22 protein-coding genes are annotated in these 25,361 nt (G+C 53.1%); 9 read left to right on the plus strand and 13 right to left on the minus strand.

The features are described 5' to 3' along the window. Positions 1-46: 46 nt before the first annotated feature. Positions 47-1,555 carry a tetratricopeptide repeat protein gene (locus IEW12_RS01625; protein ID WP_188564250.1) on the minus strand — a complete coding sequence of 503 codons (1,509 nt, stop codon included), beginning with the start codon at positions 1,553-1,555 and terminating at the stop codon, positions 47-49. A 186-nt stretch (positions 1,556-1,741) separates the two neighbouring features. Here IEW12_RS01625 and IEW12_RS01630 point away from each other — a divergent pair, with 186 nt between their 5' ends. The 3 genes from IEW12_RS01630 (at position 1,742) to IEW12_RS01640 (ending at position 4,658) form a co-directional block, all read left to right on the plus strand. Beyond that, a complete protein-coding gene (locus IEW12_RS01630) occupies positions 1,742-2,953 on the plus strand; it encodes a cytochrome P450 (protein ID WP_188564251.1) in 1,212 nt (403 codons plus the stop codon). Between the two features lie 43 nt (positions 2,954-2,996). After that, complete coding sequence (locus IEW12_RS01635) at positions 2,997-4,172, plus strand: ABC transporter substrate-binding protein (RefSeq protein WP_188564252.1); 1,176 nt, start codon at positions 2,997-2,999, stop codon at positions 4,170-4,172. A gap of 72 nt (positions 4,173-4,244) precedes the next feature. After that, a complete protein-coding gene (locus IEW12_RS01640) occupies positions 4,245-4,658 on the plus strand; it encodes a VOC family protein (RefSeq protein WP_188564253.1) in 414 nt (137 codons plus the stop codon). Between the two features lie 98 nt (positions 4,659-4,756). Here IEW12_RS01640 and IEW12_RS01645 read toward each other — a convergent pair whose 3' ends face one another. The 3 genes from IEW12_RS01645 to dusA all read right to left on the minus strand — a co-directional run bounded on the left by IEW12_RS01645 (position 4,757) and on the right by dusA (position 7,169). Further along, positions 4,757-5,311 carry a hypothetical protein gene (locus IEW12_RS01645; protein WP_188564254.1) on the minus strand — a complete coding sequence of 185 codons (555 nt, stop codon included), beginning with the start codon at positions 5,309-5,311 and terminating at the stop codon, positions 4,757-4,759. 344 nt (positions 5,312-5,655) lie between these two features. After that, positions 5,656-6,108 (minus strand): copper chaperone PCu(A)C, encoded by a 453-nt coding sequence (locus IEW12_RS01650; RefSeq protein ID WP_188564255.1) that lies wholly within the window; start codon positions 6,106-6,108, stop codon positions 5,656-5,658. 32 nt (positions 6,109-6,140) lie between these two features. Continuing rightward, the gene (gene dusA / locus IEW12_RS01655) at positions 6,141-7,169 is read right to left on the minus strand and encodes a tRNA dihydrouridine(20/20a) synthase DusA (protein ID WP_268237231.1); all 1,029 of its coding nucleotides are present in this window, start codon (positions 7,167-7,169) and stop codon (positions 6,141-6,143) included. Positions 7,170-7,523: 354 nt separating this feature from the next. Between dusA and IEW12_RS01660 the strand changes: the two genes are divergently transcribed. From IEW12_RS01660 to IEW12_RS01675, 4 genes are all read left to right on the plus strand, one after another. Beyond that, a complete protein-coding gene (locus IEW12_RS01660) occupies positions 7,524-7,808 on the plus strand; it encodes a hypothetical protein (protein ID WP_188564257.1) in 285 nt (94 codons plus the stop codon). Positions 7,809-7,903: 95 nt separating this feature from the next. Beyond that, a complete protein-coding gene (locus IEW12_RS01665; RefSeq protein WP_188564258.1) occupies positions 7,904-9,250 on the plus strand; it encodes a sensor histidine kinase in 1,347 nt (448 codons plus the stop codon). 18 nt (positions 9,251-9,268) lie between these two features. Further along, a complete protein-coding gene (locus tag IEW12_RS01670) occupies positions 9,269-10,027 on the plus strand; it encodes a LytR/AlgR family response regulator transcription factor (protein ID WP_188564259.1) in 759 nt (252 codons plus the stop codon). Between the two features lie 319 nt (positions 10,028-10,346). Continuing rightward, on the plus strand, positions 10,347-12,425 hold the full coding sequence (locus IEW12_RS01675) for a M13 family metallopeptidase (protein WP_188564260.1): 2,079 nt from the start codon (positions 10,347-10,349) through the stop codon (positions 12,423-12,425). Between the two features lie 72 nt (positions 12,426-12,497). Here IEW12_RS01675 and IEW12_RS01680 read toward each other — a convergent pair whose 3' ends face one another. Continuing rightward, complete coding sequence (locus tag IEW12_RS01680) at positions 12,498-15,554, minus strand: AfsR/SARP family transcriptional regulator (RefSeq protein ID WP_188564261.1); 3,057 nt, start codon at positions 15,552-15,554, stop codon at positions 12,498-12,500. 452 nt (positions 15,555-16,006) lie between these two features. Here IEW12_RS01680 and IEW12_RS01685 point away from each other — a divergent pair, with 452 nt between their 5' ends. Beyond that, a complete protein-coding gene (locus IEW12_RS01685) occupies positions 16,007-16,435 on the plus strand; it encodes a hypothetical protein (protein WP_188564262.1) in 429 nt (142 codons plus the stop codon). 292 nt (positions 16,436-16,727) lie between these two features. On the opposite strand, the gene IEW12_RS01690 is transcribed toward IEW12_RS01685, so the two are convergent. The 7 genes from IEW12_RS01690 to rpsF all read right to left on the minus strand — a co-directional run bounded on the left by IEW12_RS01690 (position 16,728) and on the right by rpsF (position 21,673). Beyond that, a complete protein-coding gene (locus IEW12_RS01690) occupies positions 16,728-17,735 on the minus strand; it encodes an inorganic phosphate transporter (RefSeq protein WP_188564263.1) in 1,008 nt (335 codons plus the stop codon). 121 nt (positions 17,736-17,856) lie between these two features. After that, positions 17,857-18,483, minus strand: a complete 627-nt coding sequence (locus IEW12_RS01695; RefSeq protein ID WP_188564264.1) for a DUF47 domain-containing protein — start codon at positions 18,481-18,483, stop codon at positions 17,857-17,859. Between the two features lie 94 nt (positions 18,484-18,577). Continuing rightward, positions 18,578-19,966, minus strand: coding sequence for a replicative DNA helicase (locus tag IEW12_RS01700; RefSeq protein ID WP_188564265.1), 1,389 nt, complete (start codon positions 19,964-19,966; stop codon positions 18,578-18,580). Between the two features lie 224 nt (positions 19,967-20,190). Then, entirely contained in the window at positions 20,191-20,643 is a 453-nt protein-coding gene (gene rplI, locus IEW12_RS01705; protein ID WP_188564266.1) for a 50S ribosomal protein L9, read from the minus strand. A 28-nt stretch (positions 20,644-20,671) separates the two neighbouring features. Next, the gene (gene rpsR, locus IEW12_RS01710) at positions 20,672-20,956 is read right to left on the minus strand and encodes a 30S ribosomal protein S18 (protein WP_188564267.1); all 285 of its coding nucleotides are present in this window, start codon (positions 20,954-20,956) and stop codon (positions 20,672-20,674) included. A 13-nt stretch (positions 20,957-20,969) separates the two neighbouring features. Beyond that, complete coding sequence (priB, locus tag IEW12_RS01715) at positions 20,970-21,263, minus strand: primosomal replication protein N (RefSeq protein WP_188564268.1); 294 nt, start codon at positions 21,261-21,263, stop codon at positions 20,970-20,972. A gap of 41 nt (positions 21,264-21,304) precedes the next feature. Beyond that, positions 21,305-21,673 carry a 30S ribosomal protein S6 gene (gene rpsF, locus IEW12_RS01720; RefSeq protein WP_188564269.1) on the minus strand — a complete coding sequence of 123 codons (369 nt, stop codon included), beginning with the start codon at positions 21,671-21,673 and terminating at the stop codon, positions 21,305-21,307. A gap of 315 nt (positions 21,674-21,988) precedes the next feature. Between rpsF and lexA the strand changes: the two genes are divergently transcribed. After that, on the plus strand, positions 21,989-22,648 hold the full coding sequence (lexA, locus tag IEW12_RS01725; RefSeq protein WP_188564270.1) for a transcriptional repressor LexA: 660 nt from the start codon (positions 21,989-21,991) through the stop codon (positions 22,646-22,648). A gap of 146 nt (positions 22,649-22,794) precedes the next feature. Here the strand turns inward: lexA and lon are convergent, their stop codons facing one another. After that, entirely contained in the window at positions 22,795-25,206 is a 2,412-nt protein-coding gene (lon, locus tag IEW12_RS01730) for an endopeptidase La (RefSeq protein ID WP_188564271.1), read from the minus strand. Positions 25,207-25,361 lie beyond the last annotated feature (155 nt).

Below are 25,361 nucleotides of genomic sequence, written 5' to 3' on the forward strand. Positions count from 1 at the left end.
AAGTAACATATGGTAAATAATCAGCCGAATTTGCAACAAGGGATGTTTAGTTGCGTTGCAAAACGACCAGAAAGCCGTACAGATCCGCGCCGTCATCCTGGCGTATGACCCGGCTGTCCATTTTTTTGATGATAAAGCCGTGCCGCTCCGCCATTCTTTGCAGGTAAGCCGAAGAATGGGCAAAGCGCAAGCTGGGTCGCAGGACGATCTCTTCCTGTTCAGACTCTTCGACGGAAAATGCAAATAGCCCGTCGCTGCGCAGCGCTGCGCGTGCCGCCGCAAAAATGCCAGCTAGGTCACCCACATAGACAAATACGTCGGCGGCCAGCACCACATCGCAGCTCTCAGGTTTGTCGCTCAAGAACTGGTTTATTTCGGCACATGCCAGAGTGTCATACACATTCCTGGCGGCCGCCTGCTGCAGCATGTTCGGCGACAGGTCTACCCCAATCAGCTTCCGGGAAAACGGCTTCAGCAAGGTTCCGCACAGACCGGTGCCGCAACCGAGGTCGACTATATCCAGCGTTCCCGCGAGACTCGGAGCCTTCAGCCCTTCCCTCAGCATGTCCACCAGCAAAGCCGGAGTACGGTATTGCAAGCCTTCCAGCAAATGCAGGTCAAAATGCTCTGCATACTGGTCAAACAATTCTTTCACGTATGAGGCAGGAGAGCTTGCAGGAGCTGCAATGACACCCAGGGCAGCCAAAGCATAGTCAACCTGTTCGGCATCCGCGCCCTGCTCACGTGCATGCAGGTAGGCAGATTTCGCCTCTTCTGTCCGCCCCAGTGCGCGCAGGCTATTGGCTCGATACAGGTGAGCATTCGCAAAGTCCGGGCGCAGGCGCAGCGCTTCATCGTAGTTTTCCAGCGCCTGCTGGAAGAGCTGCGATTTTTGCAGTGCCATGCCGCGATTGCACCAGGCATCGGCATATGCAGGGTAAGCTTGTATCAGCGAGGAATAGGTCGCGATGGCTGCTTCAAAGTCATGCAGCGCATGCTGTGCGATACCGAGGTTATTGCAGGCGTCGGCAAACGCCGGATTCAGCCGCAAGGCATGCTGGTAAGCCGCAATTGCTGCTTCGTTACGGCCTAACTTGTGCAGGACGATGCCCTGGTTATTATAGGCTTCGGCATAATCCGGTTTCAGCGCTATCGCCTGCCGGTAGTCTTCCAAAGCTTCTTCATAGCGCGACAGATTGCGCAGTGCATTGCCGCGGTTATTCAGCGCCAGTACGTAATCAGGCTTGATATGTAGCGCCTTGTCGTAGCTGGCCAGCGCCTCTTCCGGCCGCTGCAGATCCTGCAGAACCGCACCGGCATTGCAATAGGCTGCTGCCTGGTTGGGGTTGATCTGTATGGCCCTGCTGATCAGATCCAGAGCCAGTTCCGAGCGTCCGGTTTGCCGGGCCAGCACACCTAATAGATGCATCGCATCAAAATTGGATGCATCCATTTGCAGCACCTGCAAGTACAGGCTCTCAGCATGGCCGTATTTGCCCTGCTGCTGCAAGCCGACCGCCTGCTGTAATAAAGAAGTAATTCGTGCCGTATCCAAATGCATCACCCGCGCGTAAAGACCGCATCTTACTAGAGGACGGATGAACTTGACAGCCTGGCGGGAATCGGTAAAAGTGTTGCATACAGTTCAATGGCAAATCAATAACTTCGTAAGCGTCGGGCCAATGAAGAACGGCGGCCGAGATCGCATTTCCTGCCATGGACGATTACCCGGAAAAGGCATATGCAAGCATTGAAGTCCTTTGATCTGCGCGAGTTGCCGGCAGATTTTTACGAAGATCCCTACCCGTACTACGCGGCGCTACGCGAGCATGAGCCGGTCAGGCCTATGCCGGACGGCTCTTTCCTGTTGACCCGGTATGCGGATATCCAGGCGGTCTATAAAGACACTAAAACCTTCAGCTCCGACAAAAAAATAGAGTTCAAACCGCGTTATGGCGATTCGCTGCTGTACCAGCATCACACCACCAGCCTGGTATTCAATGATCCGCCTTTGCATACGCGCGTACGGAGGCTGATCATGGGCGGCCTGACGCCTGCGGCAATGGCAGAGACAGAACCCGGGCTGGTGACATTGGTAGGTGATCTGCTGGATCGGATGGAACACAAACAGGACGTTGATCTGATCACCGATTTTGCGTCCGCCATACCGGTTGAGATCATCGGTAACTTGCTTGGTGTGCCGCATCACGAACGTGAACCTCTGCGCGCCTGGTCGCTTGCGATCCTGGGCGCGCTGGAGCCGAGCATTACGCCGGAGTTCTTTGACTACGCCAATCGCAGCCTGAGCGATTTTCTCGACTATCTGAAAGTCCTCGTCGCAGAGCGCCGGCTGTACCCCGGCGATCCGCACAAGGATATGCTGACCCGCCTGATACAGGGCGAAGCCGATGGTGAAAAACTGACCGAGCAGGAATTGCTGCAAAACTGTGTCTTCCTGCTCAATGCCGGCCACGAAACGACAACCAATCTGATCGGCAATGGCTTGTATGCGCTGCTGGAGTGGCCGCAGGAAAAACAAAGATTACTGGCGACCCCTGCCTTAATCCATACTGCGATAGAAGAATTCCTGCGCTTTGAAAGCTCCAACCAGCTCGGCAATCGCATCACGACGGCGGCCACCGTCATTGGCGGCGTTGAAATTCCTGCCGGCAGCAGGATTAGCGTCTGCATAGGCGCTGCCAACCGTGACTCTGCGCACTTCCCTGATCCTGATACCCTGGATATATCGCGCTCGCCGAACCGCCACCTGGCTTTTGCGTCCGGCATACACCAATGCGCCGGCATGTTCCTGGCAAGGCTGGAAGCCCGCGTCGCCATAGCTGCCTTCCTGGCACGCTTTCCGCACTACACCTTAGCGGGCAAAGCCGTTCGCGGCGGACGAGCCCGTTTCCGCGGTTTCCTGTCCATCCCTTGCAGACTCAAACCTGATTAAAATCAAAATACAAAGCCAACAATAAAACCAAGCCGGAGACTCCATGCAAGCGAACACTCAAACAATTTCCATAAAATACCGCGATATCGCGATTACCGCTTTGCTGGCATTTTTCTGTGTCGGCGCGCAAGCGCAGATCCGCATAGGCGTGACCATTTCATCCACTGGCCCCGCAGCATCGCTGGGCATCCCCGAGAAAAACGCCATTGCGATGCTGCCCAAGGAAATCGCAGGCAACAAGGTGGAATATATCGTGCTGGATGACGCGTCGGATACTACGCAGACGGTGACCAATACCCGCAAGCTGATCTCGGAAGAAAAAGTCGATGCCATCATAGGCTCAACGACAACACCGAATTCGCTGGCCATGCTACCGGTCTTGGGCGAAGGAAAAACCGCCGCCATCAGCCTGGCATCGAGCAACCGCATCATAGAACCCATGGATGCCAATCGTGCGTGGATGTTCAAGACGCCACAAACAGATACGATGATGGCAATCGCCATCGCCGAGGACATGAGCCGGGCTGGCGTAAAAAGCATGGGCTTTATCGGTTTTTCGGATGCGCTGGGAGAAGCCTTCCTGGCGGAGGTCAGCAAGTATGCTGAATTGAAGAAGATCAAGGTCGCCGTCGTTGAGCGTTATAGCCGCAATGATAGCAGCGTGGTCGGTCAGGTGCTGAAACTGATGTCGGCCAATCCGGATGCTATCGTCGTCGGCGCCTCCGGCACTCCGGCAGCACTGCCGCCCAAGACCCTGGTAGAACGTGGCTATAAAGGCCGCATCTATCATAATCATGGGGTCGCCAACAGTGATTTCCTACGCGTCTGCGGCAAGGATTGCGAATTGACCTTCCTGCCGACCGGCCCAGTCATGGTCGCGAAACAGTTGCCGGACTCCAGCCCGGTTAAAAAAGCGGCACTGGATTTTTCCAATAAGTTTGAAGCTGCTTATGGCGCCGGCAGCCTGGCCGCTTTCGCATCCTATGCATGGGATGCAGGCTTGCTGCTGCAGAATACGATACCGCTTGCGCTGAAGCGGGCCAAACCGGGCACGCTGGAGTTCCGCGCGGCCTTGCGCGATGCGCTGGAAAATATCAAGGGCCTGCCCACCACAAACGGAGTGGTCAATATGAGCAAGAACGACCACCTGGGGCTGGACCAGAGGGCGCGCGTGATGGTGCAGATCAAGAATGGCAAGTGGAGCTATTTTTCTGAATAGGGTCGGCCTTGGCGGTAGCCAAGCCAGGCTCAGGCATCTGCGCTACACTTAAATTTTATTGTACGGTTCAGCATGATACAAATACGCGAAATCGACCACCTGGTCTTGCGGGTCAAGGACCAGAACAAAATGATTCAATTCTATTGTGAGGCACTGGGTTGCCGCATAGAGCGCCGCCAGGATGAAATCGGCCTGGTCCAGCTGCGTGCCGGCAGTTCGCTGCTGGATTTGGTCACCATAGACGGCAAACTGGGTAGACCCGGCGGTGCCGCGCCAGGCAAGGAAGGCCGCAACATGGACCATTTCTGCTTCCGCATTGAAGCCTATGATGAGGACGCAATACGCTCGCATCTCGCCCGCTTCGGCGTTGAACTCGGCGATGTGGGGTCGCGTTATGGCGCCGAGGGAGAAGGCCCCTCCATCTACATCAATGACCCGGAAGGAAATACGGTGGAACTGAAGGGAGCTCCCTGGCCCGCGAATTAAACTGCAGCCTGGCCTAAAAAGATGCCGTGCGACAGTGCGGGCCTGGGGACCTTCAGTTCTACCCGTTTAGATAATCTGGCCAACCATCTTGCCAACCCTCAGAACTGGGCGGAACCGCCGCCTCCGCCTATACTGCCGCCCATGCCGCCCTTCCTTCCGCCGCCGCGTTTCGGCGCATCGCCACCGGATTTTTCATGATTTATTTGGGGGCCATCCGTCTGGCGGCGCAATTGCTCAGCCAGGAAGCCCTGTGCGATCTGCCGCTGATTATCATCCAGCGCGTCATTCACGGTCAGCCATAGCTCTCTCAACTGCCGCGCTTCCTGCTCGGACATGTCTTCTTCTGCATCGACTAGTCTTGCCATATCGCGCAGTTCGCCGCCACTTTGATCCATCCTCTGCCCTATTTCAGCCTGTAAGCGATCACGACGGAGTTCTCGGGTGTGCAGGATATTATTGGTCTTGGCCTCGGTCTGCTGCCACAAAGTCTGTTGATTCGGGTTGAGGTTCAGGGCCTTCTTGATTTCTGCCATGCGAGGCACAAGGCTTTCCAGTTTCAGGTCCATGACTGAGACGGCATGCGCCGAACCGGCAAATGCACAGGCGAGCGCGACTGTAATCGAAGAAATGTATTTGCGTGCGATGAGTTTCATGGTCCACTTTCGTTGTAGATTGTTGAGGACGCCGCATGCCGATCATGAAGATACTGCTCCAGACGGTGAAATGCAGACCCCTACCCGTTCATCCAAAAAAAATGCCTACGTAGTATCTACGTAGGCAAACTCACTGTCGCAGTGAGATGAAGGAGCATGCAATGAAGCTGTTGACAATATATCTCCGGCCCTTCGTCTCACTGAGGCTTATTACAAATTATTACCAACTGGTACTTGGCGGATACAGAGTATAAGAGAAGCTTTACGCCGGTCTTTACACGAATCTTTACATCCAAAGAAAAAGCCGGCTTGAAGCCGGCTCGCAAACACCAGATGAAGGGGGCTTACATCTTCCCTTCGGCGCTGTTCAAAGGCCGCGCCTTGGCCTTCACCTCAACGGTTTCGCGCTTTTTATCCTTGCCTTCTATGATCAGAGTCAGCGGCACGATATCCCCTTCCTTGACCTGCACCTTCAAGCCCATCAGCATCACGTGGTAGCTGCCTGGCTTGAGCTCTATCTCCTTGCCGGCCGGGAGCTCCAGATCGGGAACCGCCCGCATCTTCATGACGTTATTGTCCATCTTCATCTGATGGACTTCTGCCGTTGCCGCTGCCGAAGTTTGCACTTCGACCAAGCGGGAATCCTGAGGCACCTGTATTTTCATGAAGGCGCCGGTTGCTTTTTGCTGAGGTACTGTCGCCCTCACCCAGGCATCCTTTACCAGCACTTCCGCATGCGCTCCCAGGGAGGACGCCAACAAACTACCTGCTACCAGAAATTTCAAACCTGTTTTCATAGGAATCTTCTCAGTCAAGACAATTCAGTGCATCAAACATGTGCGACGTAATCGGAAATGCCCTGCATGCGCTGCAAGGCCTCCAGCAAAAGCGCCGGATCGCCGGACGCCAGCTTTTTACTATCCGAAAGGGTCTGGCGAAACGCGCGGGCGCCGACCAGCCCCGTCATCAAGCCCAGCATATGGCGAGTGATGCTATTGAGCTTCAGACCGCCACCGGCCTTGCTTTTGCCATGTTTTTCCAGTTGCGAACTGATGTAAGGCAGCATTGCTTCTATCACTTCGCGCCTTGATTTATATGGTGTTTCATCACCATAGTAGCGGCTGTCGAACTGCGACATGATGTAAGGATTATGATAGGCCTCACGCCCGAGCATTACGCCATCCAGATGCTGCAAATGCAGATCTATCTCTTCCAGCGTCTTGATGCCGCCGTTGATGATGATCTCCAGTTGCGGAAAATCCTTCTTCAACTGATAAGCGTAGTCATACTTCAGCGGTGGCACTTCGCGGTTTTCCTTGGGGCTGAGGCCCTTCAGGATCGCATTGCGCGCATGCACGATGAAGGTATTGCAACCTGCATCAGCGATCTGCCCGACAAAATCGCGCACGAAATCATAGGATTCGACGTCATCAATACCTATACGGTGCTTGACAGTGACATCCACCTGCACGGCATCCTTCATCGCCTTGACGCAATCGGCAACCAGCGTCGGTTCGGCCATCAGGCAGGCACCGAATGCGCCTTTTTGCACTCTCTCCGAGGGGCAGCCGCAATTCAGGTTGATCTCGTCATAGCCCCATTGCTCGCCCAGCTTTGCGCTTTTTGCCAGGTCGGTCGGTTCGCTGCCGCCCAGTTGCAGGGCAACCGGATGCTCTTCGTCGTTGAAGTCCAGATGACGCGGCACGTCGCCGTGCAGCAAGGCACCGGTGGTCACCATCTCGGTATAGAGCCAGCTATGGCGGGTAATCTGGCGATGGAACTGGCGACAGTGTCGGTCAGTCCAGTCCATCATGGGGGCCACCGATAAGCGGCGGGAGGGTAATGCGGTCGATTTCACGGATAAAGGGGATGGCAAATCAAAATTCTGGAATCCGCTATTGTACCGCGTCGGGCTATGATATGCCCCTGCCACCCCTGCCGGGTTCAGCCCGGCGGTACCGGTAGATCAGAAAAAACAACATTTATATAATTAATCAAGCTCAGGCAACCTAGTTTTCTCGCGCCTGTAGCCGCCGTAGTGGCCGTCCAGGAGCGCCAGCTCTCTTCTGAGATCTGCTATTTCAAATCAAACCAGCTTGAATTTTGACGATTCTGTACCGCCATTCATGCAGACTGTCGCAAGCCGATAGATAAGTGCAGGTGCTTTCTTTACAGTGCAAGCATACCAAACCGCATTGCATGGGAGCCCGTCATGAATATCACTATCTTTAGCAAAGCCCTGCTGCTGATCAGCCTGCTGGCCGCGGCATCCTATACCGTGGGATCCCATGCGCTGGCAACTGGTGAAACATCTTCCGCGCGCCCTTCCGGTATCACTTACCCCGCTGAGCAACCGGTCGATGCACATATACAAACCGTCATCGTCAGCGCAAAGCGCCTGACACCGGCTGAAAAAACCAAGATGGACGAAATAGAAAACCTGCTTTCTACGCAAAATGCGCTGGTGCCGAAAAAACACGGCAGGATACTCACTTAGGGCATTGTCAGGAAGACACAACAAAGAACTCAGCCTTGCCGCTCTGATATACACTGGCAAGCTGCAAAAATACTGCAATTTATAAAAATATCATCATGAATCCGAACACTGCCCAATCCTTAGAGCGCGCTGCTAATAATTTCAAGCATGGGGTACGCATCGCCTTTGACAAAACCCTAGCCTGGGTTACCAAGTTGTCCTGGTGGAAATTTTTCCTGTTCGCGATACTGGCAATGCTGGCGGGAGCCATTCTGCAGGACACCTTGTTTTCGGCAGAAGAGAATATCGTCGTCACCAAAAAGAAAACCGATAAAAAAACCGGTAAGACCAAGGCCAAGTCGATCACCGATGGCGACACCAATGTGGAAATCGATGGCACAGGCATCTACATCCGCAAGAACAAGGGTGACGGCAAGAACAAGCAGATAGAAATTGATGAGAATGGCGTGCGAGTCAAAAACGGCGACGAAAGTGACGTCAATGTTGCCAGCACTGCGCCCGTAGCCCCGCCGGCCAACAGCGAAAGCGGCGTACCTCCGGTGCCTCCAGTACAACCTGCTCCGCCGATGTCCATCCCCAAGGAAGGCGACGACATTCATATCAAGCTTCCGCCGGAGGTAGCGCAAGTCATCAGCAATGAAATCGAAGATGCTGTGGCCGATGCCGCCGACGAAGAAGTTAAAAGCTACAAGAAAAAATCTTCCAAATGGTTCGGCAACTTTGTGATTTTGCTGGTGGTTGGCTTGTTCGGCATGAAAGCCCTGCTGGGCGGCAAAGCCAGGGCGGAAGAAAATGCCAAGGTCGCCAATGCGGCAGCGGAACGGGAATCCTTGCTGAGGCAGGTCAGCGAAGCGCAAATGCAGATGATGCAGGCACAGGTGGAGCCACACTTCTTGTTCAATACGCTGGCATCGGTAGAGCATCTGATAGAAACAGACCCTCCACGCGCCGCAGCCATGCAGCGCAATCTGATCCAATACCTGCGCGCCGTCCTGCCTCAAATGCGGGAAAACGCCTCTATCACCAATCTGGGCCGCGAAGCCGATATGGTCAAATCCTATCTCGATCTGCTGAAAATGCGTATGGAAGAAAGGCTGGAAGTGGATTTCAATATGCCGGAAGGCCTGCGTAGCGCCTCCTTCCCGCCGATGATGCTGCAATCCCTGGTGGAAAATGCGATCAAGCACGGCCTGGAAGTAAAGGCGGAAGGCGGCACGCTGCGCTTCCATGCCGAAGTAGCGCATAACAAGCTGCGCGTTTCTGTCACCGATAATGGGCTGGGCTTCGGTGCAGTACCGAGCAACGGCACCGGGCTCGGATTACAGAATATCCGCGAGCGCCTGAAGCTTTTGTATAAAGAAAAAGGCCAAATGATCATTACACCTAATCAACCCAGCGGAGTTTGCGTTACTATAGAGATTCCTTATGAATTAGCCAACTAATCAAACCTTAACGCTACTATGCCAACTGCAATACTTGCTGATGACGAAAGATTGATGCGCGACCAGTTGAAGTCGCGCCTGGAACAGGTCTGGCCCGAGCTTGAAATACTGGAAGAAGCCAAGAATGGTGAAGAAGCCGTGCAACTGGTGGAAACCCATCAACCTGATTTTGCTTTCCTGGATATCCGCATGCCGGTGAAAACAGGCCTGGAAGCAGCAAAGGAAATCGGCACCAAAGCACATATCGTCTTCATCACCGCTTACGACCAGTACGCCATCCAGGCATTTGATCATGGCGCGGTTGATTATGTGCTGAAGCCCGCCGACGTGGAGCGCCTGCAAAAAACCGTGGAACGCCTGAAGGCGCGCCTGGTCAGCCAGGCCCAGCCTAATGATATGAGCAATATGCTGGCCCAACTGGCCAAGCAGATGGGCATAGGCGGCAAACCGAATTATCTGCAGTGGATACAGGCGTCGATAGGCCAGGAACTGCGTCTGATACCGGTAGAGGAAATCCTGTTCTTCCAGTCTGACGAGAAATATACCCGCGTACAAACAGCCACCTACGAGGCACTGATCCGCAAACCGGTGCGCGATTTGGCCGAGGAACTGGACCCTGCCTTGTTCTGGCAAATCCACAGGGCGACGCTGGTCAACGCAAAAGCCATTTCCGGTGTGGTGCGCGATCTGCGCGGCCGCCATCTGGTGCAAATTAAAGGCCTGACAGAAAAGCTGGAAGTCAGCCGCAGCTTCGTTCATCTGTTCAAGCAAATGTAAAACCCTGCCTCCAGGCTAAAAGCTCACCAAAGTCCCGTTCACGGGACTTTTTTTTATGCCTGAATGCTTGGAATTTGAACTAAATGCCGTCTTTTTGCATTGCCACAAGAAAATTTATTTACATGAGACAAATATATCAGGCATTATTTATAGAGAAGGGGTCGCGCTGCAAGCAGATTACTGCAGTGCAAAACAGTGTTACTACAATACCCGCGTATTAGTTTGAACTATATAGAGTGAATCGGCTCTCAGCATCTGCAATCCGGTAAATCTGTCTTTATAAAAAATAAAATCAACCTCCAATACAAAGGAATCAAGCATGCGTCGTTCATTGATTGCAACTGCAGTACTGGCCTTATGTTATGCCTCCCTGCCCGCCGCGGCACTTGCTGCGCCGAATGACAGCGCCGCGCCGGCTTCCGTGTCATCCAGCAGCGCGCGCACCTCGGGTATCGATTTGCAATGGCTGGACAAGAGCGTTCGCCCGCAGGACGATTTTTTCCGTTACATGTCCGGCAAGTGGCTGGACAGCGCCGCCATCCCCGCTGACCGCGCGCGTTACGGTGCCTTCGATCAGTTGCGCGATCTGTCGGAAAAACAATCCTTTGACATCATCAGTGACCTCGCTCGCAACGACAGCCTGGCTGCCGGCTCCAATCAAAAGAAAATCGCCGACCTGTTCAACAGCTTCATGGACGAGAGCCGCGCCGATTCTTTGGACATCAAACCGCTGCAATCGGAATTTGCCTATATAGATACATTGACCAAGAAAAACCAGTTGCCTGCCATGATGGCCAAGCTGGCCAAACTGGGTATTTCCATTCCCGTGCAAAGCGGCATAGGCCAGGATGGGCGTGACGCCAGCCGTTATGCAGTTCATTTTAGCCAGGGCGGCCTGACCCTGCCGGACCGTGACTACTATCTGAAAGACGACGATGCCAAGCTGAAAGGCTTCCGCGACGCTTATGTGCAGCACATGAAAAAAATGCTGGAGATGAGCGGGCAGGCAAACGCAGACAAGACTGCTGCCGCTATCCTGGCGCTAGAGACCGAACTGGCGAAGATACAATGGACCAAGGTGGAAAACCGCAACCCGGTCAGTACCTACAACAAGACAGAAGTCGCCAAACTTCCTCAGATGCTGGCTGATTTTGACTGGACCGGCTTTTTAAATGAAAGCGGCGTCAATGGCAACGCCGACTACGTGATCGTGCGCCAGCCTAGTTTTATCAGCGGCTTGAGCAAGGTGCTGGAGAACACTCCGGTGGACGTATGGAAAACCTATTTCAAATGGCATGTGTTGAATACCTATGCACCCTTCCTGAGTAAGCGCTTTGTTGATGAAGACTTCGCATTCAGCAGCGTTACGCTGCGCGGCATACCGGAGATGCAGCCTCGCTGGAAGCGCGGTGTAAGCCGCGTAGAAGAGTCGATGTCACAGGCGCTGGGTCAGTTGTATGTGGAAAAACACTTCCCGGCTGAAAACAAGGCCCGCATGCAGCAACTGGTCGGCAACCTGCTGGTCGCGTACAAGCAAAGCATAGAAACCCTGAGCTGGATGAGCCCGGAAACAAAGAAAGAAGCGCTCGCTAAGCTGGCAGCCTTTACGCCTAAGATTGGTTATCCGGATAAATGGCGTGACTACAGCAAGCTTGTCATTGCCAAGGATGACCTGGTCGGCAACGTCATACGTTCCCGCGAATTCGAAAACCAGCGCCAGCTGGACAAGCTCGGCAAGCCGGTGGATCGCAGCGAATGGGGCATGAGCCCGCAAACGGTCAATGCCTATTACAACTCCCGCTTGAACGAAATCGTCTTCCCGGCTGCTATCCTGCGTCCGCCCTTCTTCAATCCAGAAGCCGATGATGCAGTCAATTACGGCGGCATAGGTGCGGTGATCGGTCATGAAATCAGCCACGGCTTTGATGATTCCGGCAGCCAGTCCGACGGTACCGGTAATCTGCGCGACTGGTGGACCAAGGACGATAAGACCAATTTCAGCAAATTGACCAATGCGCTGGTAGCTCAGTACAACGCCTATAGCCCTATTCCCGGCTATCACGTCAACGGCGCACTGACTCTGGGCGAAAATATTGCCGACAACTCCGGTCTGGCGATCGCCTACAAAGCCTATCAGATCTCATTGGGCGGCAAGCCTGCGCCTGTCATAGACGGCTTCACCGGCGACCAGCGCCTGTTCATGGGCTGGGCACAGGTGTGGCGCGGCAAGGCACGCGATGCGGAAACCATACGCCTGATTAATACGGACCCTCACTCCCCTGCCATGTTCCGCGGCAATGGTCCGCTGACCAATGTGCCGGGTTTCTATTCCGCTTTTGGCGTCAAGGAAGGTGACAAGATGTTTGTGCCTGAAGATAAACGTACGATCATCTGGTAATAAATAAGTAATTAGCAGGTAATAAGCAGGCGGGACATTCATGAAGGATGGCCCGCCCTTCTTGCGCTCAGCTTACTGTACGCGCTCCCGCAAATTCTTCAACAACGCGGGCAAAAGTTTTACGCCGGCATCATGTTCCATCCCACGCTCCAACAAGGCAATTGCCTGCTCGGTTTTTCCTGTTAATTGCAACACATTGCTCAGCTCCATAAGGCTGCGCTCAAAAATAGCTCTATGGCTAGCTGCCGCTTGCGTGTGCATGGCAAGCTCCGTATCTCCCGACAATAGCGTTCCCCGGTAAATGTGCAAAAGCTGCGCCCCCAAGCGTTCGGCAGTTTCCGCTGACTCCGCAACAGCAGTTTGCTCTGCCAGCTTTTCCAGCGCCCAGATATCCAGCCAGCAAAGACCGGGATTCAGCGCCAGCTTGCCCTCGCTCAGCGTGACGGCATCGTCGCGCCGCAACAGCTTGCGTAGCCTGTGCAAAGTTGAATCAAATGAATTTTGTGCGGCATCACCATCGGCATCCGGCCACAAGGCATCCGCCACTTTTTCAGCAGCGATATTTCTGCCACCATGCGCAATCAGAAGCTTCAGAAACTCCAAGGGTTTTTTTTGCGCCTTGTGCGTGAAATGAAGCAGTTCTCCTTCTATGCTGATTTCAAAATTCCCGAGCGCGCGAATTTCAACCGGCCAGGGCCAGTTTGACAAGTCGCATCCGTCCGGTGGATCCAGTTGCCGGGCCCTGATCAGGCGGGTCACATAGACCGCCTCTATGCCAGCGTCCAGCGCCTCGACACATAGAGGAGTGACGAGCTCCGGTATCCATTGCAAGGTATTCAGCAAGCCTTCTTGCCTGGCTTTCAAAAAGGCTTTTTGCAGCAGTTGCCTGCAAGCCGCGCGACGGCCCTGTTGAAGCTGCACATGAGATTCGATCAGCAAGGCATGGAACTCGATCAGGGGACTGTGCATGCCCTGCAGCAGGCAACGCGCCTCGTTGACCGCGTCCGCAGCGGTCTCATATTCTCCTGCAATAGCGCACGCCATCGCAAACGCAAACAAACTATGTGCATAGGTTTTTGCAGACGCAGAGTCCGCATATAAGGCAAGCGCGCGCTGTGCTTCTTTTTTTGCCGCTACAGGATTGCCATGCAATAGAAGACTCCAGGATCTCATCATGTGCATCAGCACCAGGTCCATGCTGCGGCGCGGATCGACAAGACTATCCAGTTCAGCCAGTAGCGCATCCGCCTCTTGCAGATGTCCTGTTGAAAGGCAAGCGTGGATGTAATGGAGCAAGATAGCCGCGTGCAAGAAAAACCGCCTACCTTTAATAGCTCCTTGCTTCATTGCTGCAAACTCAGTCTTCGCAGCAGGATAGTCTGCCGACCATGCGAAATACTGCAAGCGGGACAGGCCAAATATGGTTCGGCTTAATGGGGCAAGTTCCGGCTGCTCAGCCACTGCCCGTACATGCGCCAGCACATCCTCGCAGATAGCGAACTGGCCCCGCCATGCATAGTGCTCGACCAGGCTGGCTGCGACGGAAATCTTGAGCTTGGGCTCCAGGTCCTGGTGCAGCAATATCGTCAGGCGATGCGCGCAATCGCTCAAGGTCTGGCGGTGCGGCTGCCTGAACATGAGCGCCGCCAGCAAGCCGCAATAAGCATTGGCCTGCAACGCGACAGGCAAGTTTTGTCCGCCCTGCTGTAGCAGGTCTTCTATCCTGTCTATCCACGAATCCGCGCCCTGAAAATTCTGCTGCTGATTGACATAGCAATGTAAAATTTCCGAGACGACTGCTATTTGCCACGATGAGCTCTTGCTTGCAACAAAACCTGGATAAGAGCGCTCCAGCAATTGCCTGGCGCGTAGCGGATCAGTATAAAACTCAGTTTTCGCCAGCCAGTACAATAATTCCGGGCTAGCCTCTATCCACGCATAAGGCAAGCCATGAATCCATCGGGCAATGGTTTCAGTCTGAGCTCTGGCTATCAAGCCGTCAGCCTGCTGCAATACGATACGCTCCAGCTCTGAAAACTCTTCCAGCTCGCGATAAAGATCTACGGCAATGCCATATTCTTCACTCTGCTCCATCAATTGAGCCGACGCCTTTTGCAATTGCCTGAGTTCTTCGGCCGGCAGCCCGGCCCTCGCCTTCTTTACTAAAAATTCCCGGAACAATGCATGGAAGCGATATATTTCACCTGGGCCATTGCGTTTGTCAGTGAAAAAATTTTTCCTTGAGAGTTCTTCTACAATCGCTCCCGCGCCCGGATCTTTGGTAATTTCCATTGCCATCTTTCCTGTGTATTGCGGCAGGAATGCCAGGCTGAGCAATATTTTTTGTGACTTTTGCTCTTCGAGCTCGAAAATTTCTTCCGCAAAATAATTAAAGATCGCACCAGGCGAATGCCCTGATGACAAGGGCCAATCCACCCGGTTCCCTGCCCTGCCTCTTTCCAGCAACAGCACCAGTCCAGCAACCCAGCCCAGTGTTTTTTTTGAGAGCCTGGCAACAAGATTCTCATCGCGCACCCCTGCCGTATCGCACAAGCGGGTAATTTCTTCCACGTCAAACCTGAGCTGGCTCCAGTCGACGATACCCAGGCTGCGATTAGCGCGTTCCCTGGCAAGCAAAGAGGGAGCTGGTGTCCTGCTGGTAATGAAAATGCGGGCAAATGAAGGCAGCTCCAGAATGGCGGCCTTGAGGAAATGATCCAGAATATTGCTTGCCGCCTGATGATAATCGTCCAGCACGATGACGCAGGGAGCTGGTAGATATTCGAAGGCGCGCCGAAAATAATTGGAATAAAAAAGAGGCAGGTTGCAGGTCTGCTCGGATGCGAACCTGGGTAGCGTGCCCATGGCCGGCGGGCAAATTTGCCTCAACGCTTCGCTGAAGTAAGAGAAAAAACTGGAAAGATCGCTATCGCTGCGATCGACGTGATACCAGAGCACGGGAGCACCGGCAGCCTCAAGATAGCTGCCGACCAGGGATGTTTTTCCGGCGCCGGGTGGGCCGGAAACCCATATTGCAGCAGCCCCATTCATTTCATCCAGCAACTGAAATAGCCGGGGTCGCTGAAGTATGCCGCTAAAACGCGGCACACTGATTTTGGCATATGCCATGATTTTTCAAAAAGTGGTTTGTTACTGATCGCGGCACAAGCAAATGCAGATTCATGCATCGGCCACCGGTGAGCGACCGATCGATGTCTTCAGCACAATGACTGGCGTATATTGCACGCGCGCTGTTGCTACGGCTGCCCTTCGTATCCGGTTTATTGTTTAAGACAGTCCGCCATGAAGTTTAGTTCACCACATCAGATATGCCAGCGCTGATTGTCCGGCTCTGCTTCAAATCCATAAAAAAGGAGAATTAGTAAGTCATCCGCAAGTTCGCTGCCACTAATGTACACAGGCGGGATCTCTGCAATCTCTGATGTCGTATTGGCAGTTTATTATTTATCTTCATTTTATCTGCGACAAAAATTTATCCGCAACAAGGGAAAGCAAATGCTTCCGTAGTAGCTATCAAATGCAATAGATGTCCTTTAACAAAAATTCTTAGGATAGAAATCATGAAAAAATTTGCCCTGGTCTCGATACTGAGCACACTCTCACTGGTCGCCGTGGCGCAGAATGCATCGACCTCCGATACGGTGACGATCTCCGGCACAGAACGTACAATAAGCCTGCCTAGTCAATATTACAAAATGTGGCCTGTGGAGTTTTATGAATACAAAGGGGCTTACAGCCTCTCAGACGGCAAATCCCTGACCTTGTTCAGCCGGGGACAAAAGATGTATGCCAAAGTGCAGGACCAAGACGCGCACGAAATTGTCGCGACAGCCTCCAACGTATTTGTTGCCCTGGATGAAAAACTGAAAATGCGGATAGATCTGCATGACGACGGCAGCGTAGGCGGAGAATTGCTGATGCTGGTCAAACGTGATGTTGCCGCCGGCAACGGATCCGCAGAACAACTGGTTGCCGTGGCGTTCCGTTGAACGGCGGTAGGATCATGTTCCGGGATGTCCCGGGTCCGCCTTATGATAAAGCAACACGGATCGCAAGGCTTGCCCGCCTTGCGATCTTTACCCAGGAGACACTTTCCGGCAAGGCTGCTCTGCAACGACTTTCTACAAGCAGAAATGAGCGACTCACCTGAAGGCGATGGCGGGAGAAAAGACCTCCGCGCTCGCTATCCCATAAATAAAAAAACGCCGAGAATAAATCTCGGCGCCTTGCAAGTCTTATTGCTCTGACAGAGCCAGAGCCACCCCACTATCTATTCCTGATTTACAGAATCTGTTTCCCTATCCACCAGCCTATCGCAGCAACGAAAGCAGAGGCAGGGATAGTCAAGACCCATGCCCAGACGATATTACCGGCCACTCCCCAGCGCACCGCAGACATTTTCTGAGCGGAACCTACGCCGACAATCGCACCGGTAATCGTATGGGTAGTGGAAACCGGCACGCCCATCGCATTGGCGATGAACAGCGTGATGGCGCCACCCGTTTCGGCGCAGAAGCCACCGACCGGTTTCAGTTTGGTGATCTTCTGGCCCATGGTTTTCACAATGCGCCAGCCGCCAAACAAGGTGCCCATGCCTATCGCCGCGTAGCAAGAAATGATGACCCACCATGGGAGTGCTTCGCCCTGCCCCAGGTAGCCGGAAGCAATCAGCAGCATCCAGATGATGCCCATGGTTTTTTGCGCATCGTTACCGCCGTGACCCAGGCTATACATGGAGGCAGATACCAATTGCAGGCGGCGGAACCATTTATCCACCTTCAGCGGAGTCGATCTGACAAACAGCCAGGATACGATCAGCATCATCAATGAACCGAGTATGAAGCCCAGCAGCGGAGACACAACGATGAAAGTGACGGTTTTGATCAAGCCCTCGGACACCAGCGCGCCGGTACCCGACTTGGCCACAGCCGCGCCAACCAGGCCGCCAATCAGCGCATGGGAGGATGAGGATGGGATACCGAAATACCAGGTGACGAAGTTCCAGAAGATGGCCCCGGTCAAGGCGCCAAAGATCACGTACTGGTCGACAATGGCCGGATCTATCGTGCCCTTGCCGACGGTGGAAGCCACTTTCAGATGAAAGAAGAAAATAGCAACCACGTTGAAAAAGGCGGCCATCGCCACCGCGGTCTGCGGCTTCAATACGCCTGTAGAAACAACTGTGGCAATCGCATTCGCCGCGTCGTGGAAGCCATTCATGAAATCAAATATCAATGCCAGCGCGATCAACAAGACGAGGGCATAAATGCTGATTTGGAGGGTATGCATGGGAATCACTTCTTATTTTGTGCGCTCAAGGCAGTGCAGAGCGCTTACTTATCAATACTTTCGGCCGGATCGGGGAACAGAGATCCGGCCGCATTTGAAACGATGTCGGTAGGCCGGACTATCAGGCGTTTTCGACGATGATGCCTTCAATGATGTTGGCCACGTCTTCACAACGGTCCGTCACTGTTTCCAGGATTTCGTAGATGGCTTTCAGCTTGATCAGATTGCGCACGTCCGGCTCATCTCGGAACAATTTGGACATGGCGGCACGCATGACGTGGTCCGCATCCGATTCCAGCCTGTCGATCTCTTCGCAGATCAGCAGGATTTCACGGGAATTGTCCATATTGTTCAGCAAGGCTACCGCTGCCTTGACCTTTTCTGCGCAACCCAGGCACAGCTCCGCCAAGCGCTTGGCTTCTGGAGTGATCTCGCGGATGTCGTACAGGGAGATAGTCTGGCCGGCATCTTCCAGCAGATCCAGGATATCGTCCATGCGCGTGATCAGCTTATGAATGTCATCCCTGTCCAGCGGCGTGATGAAGGTCTTGTGCAGCAGCTCTATCGTGTTATGAGTAACCGTATCAGCTTGTTTTTCTATGACTTCAATCGCGTGCACGCGATTTTCCAGGTCATCGAAATTAGTCATCAGCGCAACCATTTCTTTTGCGCCTTTTACACACAACTCTGCGTGCTGATTAAAGAGCTCAAAAAATTTGCCCTCTGTGGGCATCAATCGTCCAAACATTTTTTTCTCACTGAAAATAGAAAATTTCTAGAAACTTCGTGGAAGACATAAAACGCCTTCCCTAAAACGGCAATAACAAGCTGCCGAAGCCGGTTTACTCGCTATCTCCGTAAATCGACAAGGCACCGGTGTAATTATCAAACTTGGTATATTCACCCAGGAAGCTCAGGCGCACGCTGCCGATAGGGCCATTACGCTGCTTACCGATAATGATCTCAGCAGTACCCTTGTCCGGAGAATCGGGGTTGTAGACCTGGTCACGGTAAATAAACAGGATCACGTCGGCATCCTGCTCAATCGCGCCGGATTCGCGCAAATCGGACATCACGGGGCGTTTGTTCGGGCGCTGCTCCAGCGAGCGGTTCAACTGGGACAAGGCGATGACCGGACATTGCAACTCTTTGGCCAGGCCCTTCAGATTTCGGGAAATCTCGGAAATCTCGGTCGCGCGGTTTTCACCGGCGGAGTTACCCGACATCAGTTGCAAGTAATCGATGATGATCAAGCCAAGCTTGCCGCACTGTCGGGACAGGCGGCGCGAACGCGCACGCAGTTCGATTGAGCTCAGCGCGGGCGTCTCATCGATATACAACTGTGCGTCATTCATCTTCTGGATGGCATGCGTCAGGCGTGGCCAGTCTTCGTCAATCAGGCGGCCTGTACGCAACCTGTGCTGATCAAGGCGGCCGACAGAACCCAACATACGCATCGCCAACTGGGCACCGCCCATCTCCATCGAGAATACGGCAACGGGCAAGCCGCTGTCGATTGCGACGTTTTCACCGATGTTGATCGAGAACGCAGTCTTACCCATGGAAGGACGGCCGGCAACGATAATCAAGTCGCCTGGCTGCAAACCGGAAGTCATTCTGTCCAGGTCGGCAAAGCCGGTAGGAACGCCGGTGATGTCGCTGGTGTGGTCGCGGTTATACAACTCGTCGATACGTTCAACAACCTGCGTCAGCAGCGGCTGGATCGCGGTAAAGCCTTGCGCGCCACGTGCGCCCTCTTCCGCGATCGCAAAGATCTTGGATTCGGCGTCGTCCAGCATTTGCTTGACTTCTTTACCTTGCGGATTGAAGGCATTGCCGGCGATTTCGTCGGCGACGGTAATCAGTTTGCGCAATACACCGCGGTCGCGCACGATTTCTGCGTAGCGGCGGATGTTGGCAGCGGACGGCGTGTTTTGCGCCAGCGCATTGAGGTAGCTCAGACCGCCGGCGTCTTCCGCCTTGCCCAGGCCCGTGAGTGCCTCAAATACGGTGATCACGTCTGCCGGCTTGGAGCTATTGATCAGCTTGACCATGCAGGAAAAAATGATGCGATGGTCGTAGCGGTAAAAATCGTCTTCGCGTATGAAATCGGCAATCCGGTCCCACGCGGCGTTATCCAGCAGCAGGCCACCAAGTACAGATTGCTCTGCCTCTATGGAATGCGGGGGGACACGGATGGAATCGAGTTGCGGATCAGAAGGTGCTTTCATGGCGCGCATTATACCTGCTAATTCAGTTTGGAAAGTGGCCGACGTTAGAGCAAGGAGCCGGTTTGTATCGAATACAGCACAAGCAAAAAATCAGCCAAATTATTTTCACAATTAATTGACATTCAACTAATTTTATTGGATTGCCTTGGCGTTGAAAAACCCAGGCACCCACAAAAAAAGCCGGGCGAACCCGGCTTTTTTAAGACTTCGGTGATGCTGGGGTATTAAGCGTGCTCGCCCAATACTGCAACAGTCACTTCAACCACTACGTCAGTGTGCAGAGCAACGGACACAGGGTGGTCGCCAACAGTTTTCAAAGGACCGACCGGCATGCGGATCTGTGCTTTTTCAACTGGGAAACCTTGCTTGCTCAACGCTTCAGCGATGTCGAAGTTAGTTACGGAACCGAACAAACGGCCGTCAACACCAGACTTCTGGGAAATTTGAACAGTCAGACCATTCAGTTTTTCGCCTTGCTTTTGAGCAGCAGCCAATTTCTCAGCAGCAGCTTTTTCCAGGTCAGCACGTTTTGCTTCGAATTCAGCAATCGCCGCTGCAGTCGCACGACGTGCCATGCGTTGTGGGATCAGGAAGTTACGAGCGTAACCGTCTTTAACTTTAACTACGTCACCCAGGTTGCCCAGATTAACGACTTTATCAATCAGAATAACTTGCATATTTTTCTCCTAAACGTTCAGCCGTCAATTACGCTGTGTGCAGATCAGTGTATGGCAGCAACGCGAGGTAGCGTGCGCGCTTGATTGCTGTGTCAACTTGACGTTGATACAGGGCTTTAGTACCTGTCAGACGTGCTGGCATGATTTTGCCGTTTTCTTGCACGAAGTCTTTCAGAGTATCGATGTCTTTGTAGTCAACTTGTTCTACGTGTGCTGCTGTGAAGCGGCAGAATTTTTTACGTTTGAACAGTGGGTTTTGTTGCTGACGCTTTTGTTTCAGCTTGCTTTTATCAAATTTCTTACCGAATGCCATTTTTGGCTCCTAATCAAGTTGTGGCCTCAAACCCAACGATGTGGAAAACGAGGCTTTTGCTATTGCGGTTCTTGCGCGACAAAAAACCTGTGAACACCATGACGACACCCAACTCTATGTCCATGAATCGCTTTGAAATTTCACCCGCAGCTATTGCGGATATTTCAAATTCGACCAGGCGGTTTATGTTGGCTTCCATCTGCTGAGAGCTATGCATCAATACTGCTGAAGCTACTGGAATTCCGGCCGGCGTATAACGCAACGTCCCTTTTTCCGCAATACTGGCAACGACTCTAAGCTGGTTCACTGATCTCTGTTGCGTCCTCTAACAGGTTAAATGCTAATGAATTAAGCTGCAGGCGCTTCAACGCGTGAAGTCTTGGCAGCGTCTTCCTTCTGTACTGCTTTCATCATTGGCGAAGGAGCTGTTTCAGCTTTTTTCATTTTTACTGTGAGGTGGCGCAGAACGGCATCATTGAATTTGAATGCTGTTTCCAACTCAAGCAAAGTTTCAGCGTCGCACTCGATGTTCATGCAAACATAGTGAGCTTTCGCCAGCTTCTGGATCATGTAGGCGAGTTGACGACGGCCCCAGTCTTCGACACGGTGCACTTGACCGTTGCGAGCTGTAACGCTAGCTTTGTAGCGTTCAATCATTGCAGGCACTTGCTCGCTTTGATCTGGATGTACGATAAATACGATTTCATAATGACGCATATATTCTCCTTGTGGACAATAAAATAGCCCGCCTCGGCGTCAAGACGAGTGCGGGAAGAGGAAAGCCCACGACTATACTCGGTTTTGGTAATTTGTTCAATAGCTGCGTGCATTTCCTCCTCTGCTATAAATCGGCACCCTCTACACCACCGGTACTTTCATTCAAATAAGCCACATTTCTTGCAGACTTTTCTTTGCTTTCCACTCAAGAGCTTGCGTTTATAGCCATATTTTGCGCTATACTGTACAAAAATACAGGCTGGAGATATAAGCAGCCTGTACTTATGTACACCGGCCCACCACCTGAGAAAAAATATGCTAAAACTTACTGCACGCCAGGAACAGATATTGACGCTGATCAAGGACGCGATCCAGAACACCGGCTTTCCGCCCACCCGCGCCGAGATAGCAACCGAACTTGGCTTTCGCTCCACCAATGCGGCAGAAGAGCATCTGCAAGCACTGGCGCGCAAAGGTGCGATAGAAATAGCGCCGGGCACGTCGCGCGGCATACGCCTGCGCGAATCGGCGCATGAAAGTAGCAGAACCATGGGCATGCAACTGGCCCTGCCCCACCCGGCATTGATGCAGCTCAACCTGCCGTTGATAGGGCGCGTTGCCGCCGGCTCCCCCATTCTGGCGGAAGAGCATGTTGACAAAACTTATGCGGTCGACCCGGCCATGTTCTCCGCCACGCCAGACTACCTGCTGAAAGTGCGCGGCATGTCGATGCGTGACGCAGGCATCCTGGATGGCGATTTGCTGGCCGTAAAAAAATCCGACCAGGCCAAGAATGGCCAGATCGTCGTGGCTCGCCTGGGCGAAGATGTGACCGTCAAACGCTATAAGCGCACCGGCTCATTGATTGAATTGCTGGCAGAAAATCCAGACTACCCGAACATCAAGATCGGTGAGCAGGATGAAGACTTCTCGCTGGAAGGCCTGGCAGTAGGCCTGGTCAGGGCCTGGACCTAAATGAGCAGCGCCCGGCAAGAGCCCGGCGCACAAAAAGAAGCGGTGCTTTCTACCGCGAGTGGATAAGCCGGCACACTGAATAAATCTCTGCTTAAAGCAAAAACGCCCTGGTAAATTCACCAGGGCGTTTTTTTATCAGCTAAAGCTTAGTGTTTTACTACACCGGTATCGGCAGTGCCGTCTGCTTTTGCAGCGGCTGCTGCAACCGGCACATCCTCTTCAACCAGCTCAACCGGTTGACGCTCCAATGCAATTTCCAGCACCTTGTCTATCCAGCGTACCGGGATGATTTCCAGCTTGTTTTTCACATTGTCTGGAATCTCAGCCAGGTCCTTCGCGTTTTCTTCCGGAATCAACACAGTCTTGATGCCGCCGCGATGTGCCGCCAGCAGTTTCTCTTTCAAGCCACCGATAGGCAGGACTTCACCACGCAAGGTGATTTCACCCGTCATCGCCACATCTGCACGCACAGGAATACCTGTGAACACGGATACCAGCGCAGTCGTCATCGCAATACCTGCCGAAGGACCATCTTTAGGCGTAGCGCCTTCAGGTACGTGAATATGGATGTCGCTCTTTTCAAAGACATCAGCCTTGATGCCCAGACGCTTGGCGCGGCTACGAACCACGGTACGCGCTGCCTCAATCGACTCTTTCATCACATCACCCAGAGTGCCGGTGCGTATGACGCCACCTTTACCTGGCATCGACACTGCCTCGATAGTCAGCAAATCGCCGCCAACCTCGGTCCAGGCCAAACCAACCACCTGGCCAACCTGATTGTCCTTGACTGCCACGCCGAAGTCATAGCGGCGCACTCCCAGGAATTTATCCAGGTTCTTCGAGTTGACAATAGCCTTCTTGTCGCTCTTCTTCAGCAGCAGCATCTTCACGACTTTGCGGCAGATCTTGGATACTTCACGTTCCAGCGAACGCACACCGGCTTCACGCGTGTAGTAGCGGATGATATCGCGCAAGGCGCTTTCAGATACGCTGATCTCTTCTTCCTTCAGACCATTGTTCTTGATCTGTTTAGGCAGCAGGTAACGCTGTGCAATGCTGGTTTTCTCATCTTCGGTATAACCCGACAGGCGTATCACTTCCATCCTGTCCAGCAATGCCGGCGGGATATTGTAGGAGTTGGACGTCGCCACGAACATCACATCGGACAGATCGAAATCCACTTCGATGTAGTGATCGGAGAAAGTATGATTCTGCTCAGGATCCAGCACCTCCAGCAAAGCGGATGAAGGATCACCGCGGAAGTCCGCACCCATCTTGTCCACTTCGTCCAGCAGGAACAGAGGATTGCGCACGCCGACCTTGGACAGGCTTTGCAAAATCTTGCCCGGCATGGAGCCGATATACGTACGGCGGTGACCGCGGATCTCAGCCTCATCGCGTACGCCACCCAGCGCCATACGCACGAACTTGCGGTTCGTTGCACGGGCGATGGACTGACCCAGCGAGGTCTTACCAACACCTGGAGGACCAACCAGGCACAGGATAGGCGCCTTCAGCTTGTCCACGCGCTGTTGCACGGCAAGATATTCCAGAATGCGTTCCTTGACCTTATCCAGGCCATAGTGGTCGTCTTCCAGCACTTTCTCGGCGTTGGTCAGATCATTATTGACCTTGGATTTTTTCTTCCATGGCAAATTGACGATGGTGTCGATGTAGTTGCGCACAACAGTGGCCTCTGCCGACATTGGCGACATCATCTTCAATTTTTTCAGTTCGTTCTGAGCCTTATCGCGCGCCTCTTTAGGCATCTTGGCAGCGATAATTTTCTTTTCCAGCTCATCGATGTCGGCACCTTCTTCGCCTTCACCGAGTTCTTTCTGGATAGCCTTGACCTGTTCGTTCAGGTAGTACTCGCGCTGAGATTTTTCCATCTGGCGTTTGACACGGCCACGGATGCGTTTTTCCACCTGCAGGATGTCCAGCTCGCCCTCCAGCTGGCCCAGCAAGTGCTCAAGCCGTTTGGCGACACTGAAGATTTCCAGTATCACCTGCTTTTGCTCCAGCTTCAGGGGAAGATGAGCGGCAATCGTATCTGCCAGGCGGCCGGCGTCATCAATGCCTGCCAGCGAAGCCAGGATTTCAGGCGGGATTTTTTTGTTCAGTTTGACGTATTGATCAAATTGCTGAACGATGGCACGGCGCATAGCTTCCACTTCGGAATCATCGCCCTCTTCCAGCTCTACCGGGGTCAGGTCGGCTGTGAAATGGGATTCTGTTTCGGTGATCTTGTGGATGCGCGCACGCTGAGCGCCCTCTACCAGTACCTTCACGGTACCGTCAGGCAACTTCAACATTTGCAGAATATTGGCAATACAGCCGATCTCATAAATATCATCGGCGGAAGGCTCATCCTTGGCTGCAGCTTTCTGCGCAGCAAGCATGATGCTCTTGCCCTGGTCCATTGCAGCTTCCAAGGCCTTGATCGACTTTGGACGTCCAACAAACAGTGGGATGACCATGTGCGGGAATACGACAACATCGCGCAGGGGCAACAAAGGCAATTCGGTTTGTTCAGTGATTGTAGTAGTTGTCATGGCGCACCTTATTCAAAATTTCACTGCTTAGATTGGCGCACTAGGCTGAAACTCAAGCCCATCATGCTAAAAAACAATAAAAAAAAGCCACACAGAGGCTTCTCCGGTAGCTTTTCGATTGAAGCTAGAAATTTTTTATGTGCTTAAATTGTACT

The organism is Parundibacterium terreum (assembly GCF_014636315.1).
Lineage (GTDB): Bacteria > Pseudomonadota > Gammaproteobacteria > Burkholderiales > Burkholderiaceae_D > Undibacterium > Undibacterium terreum.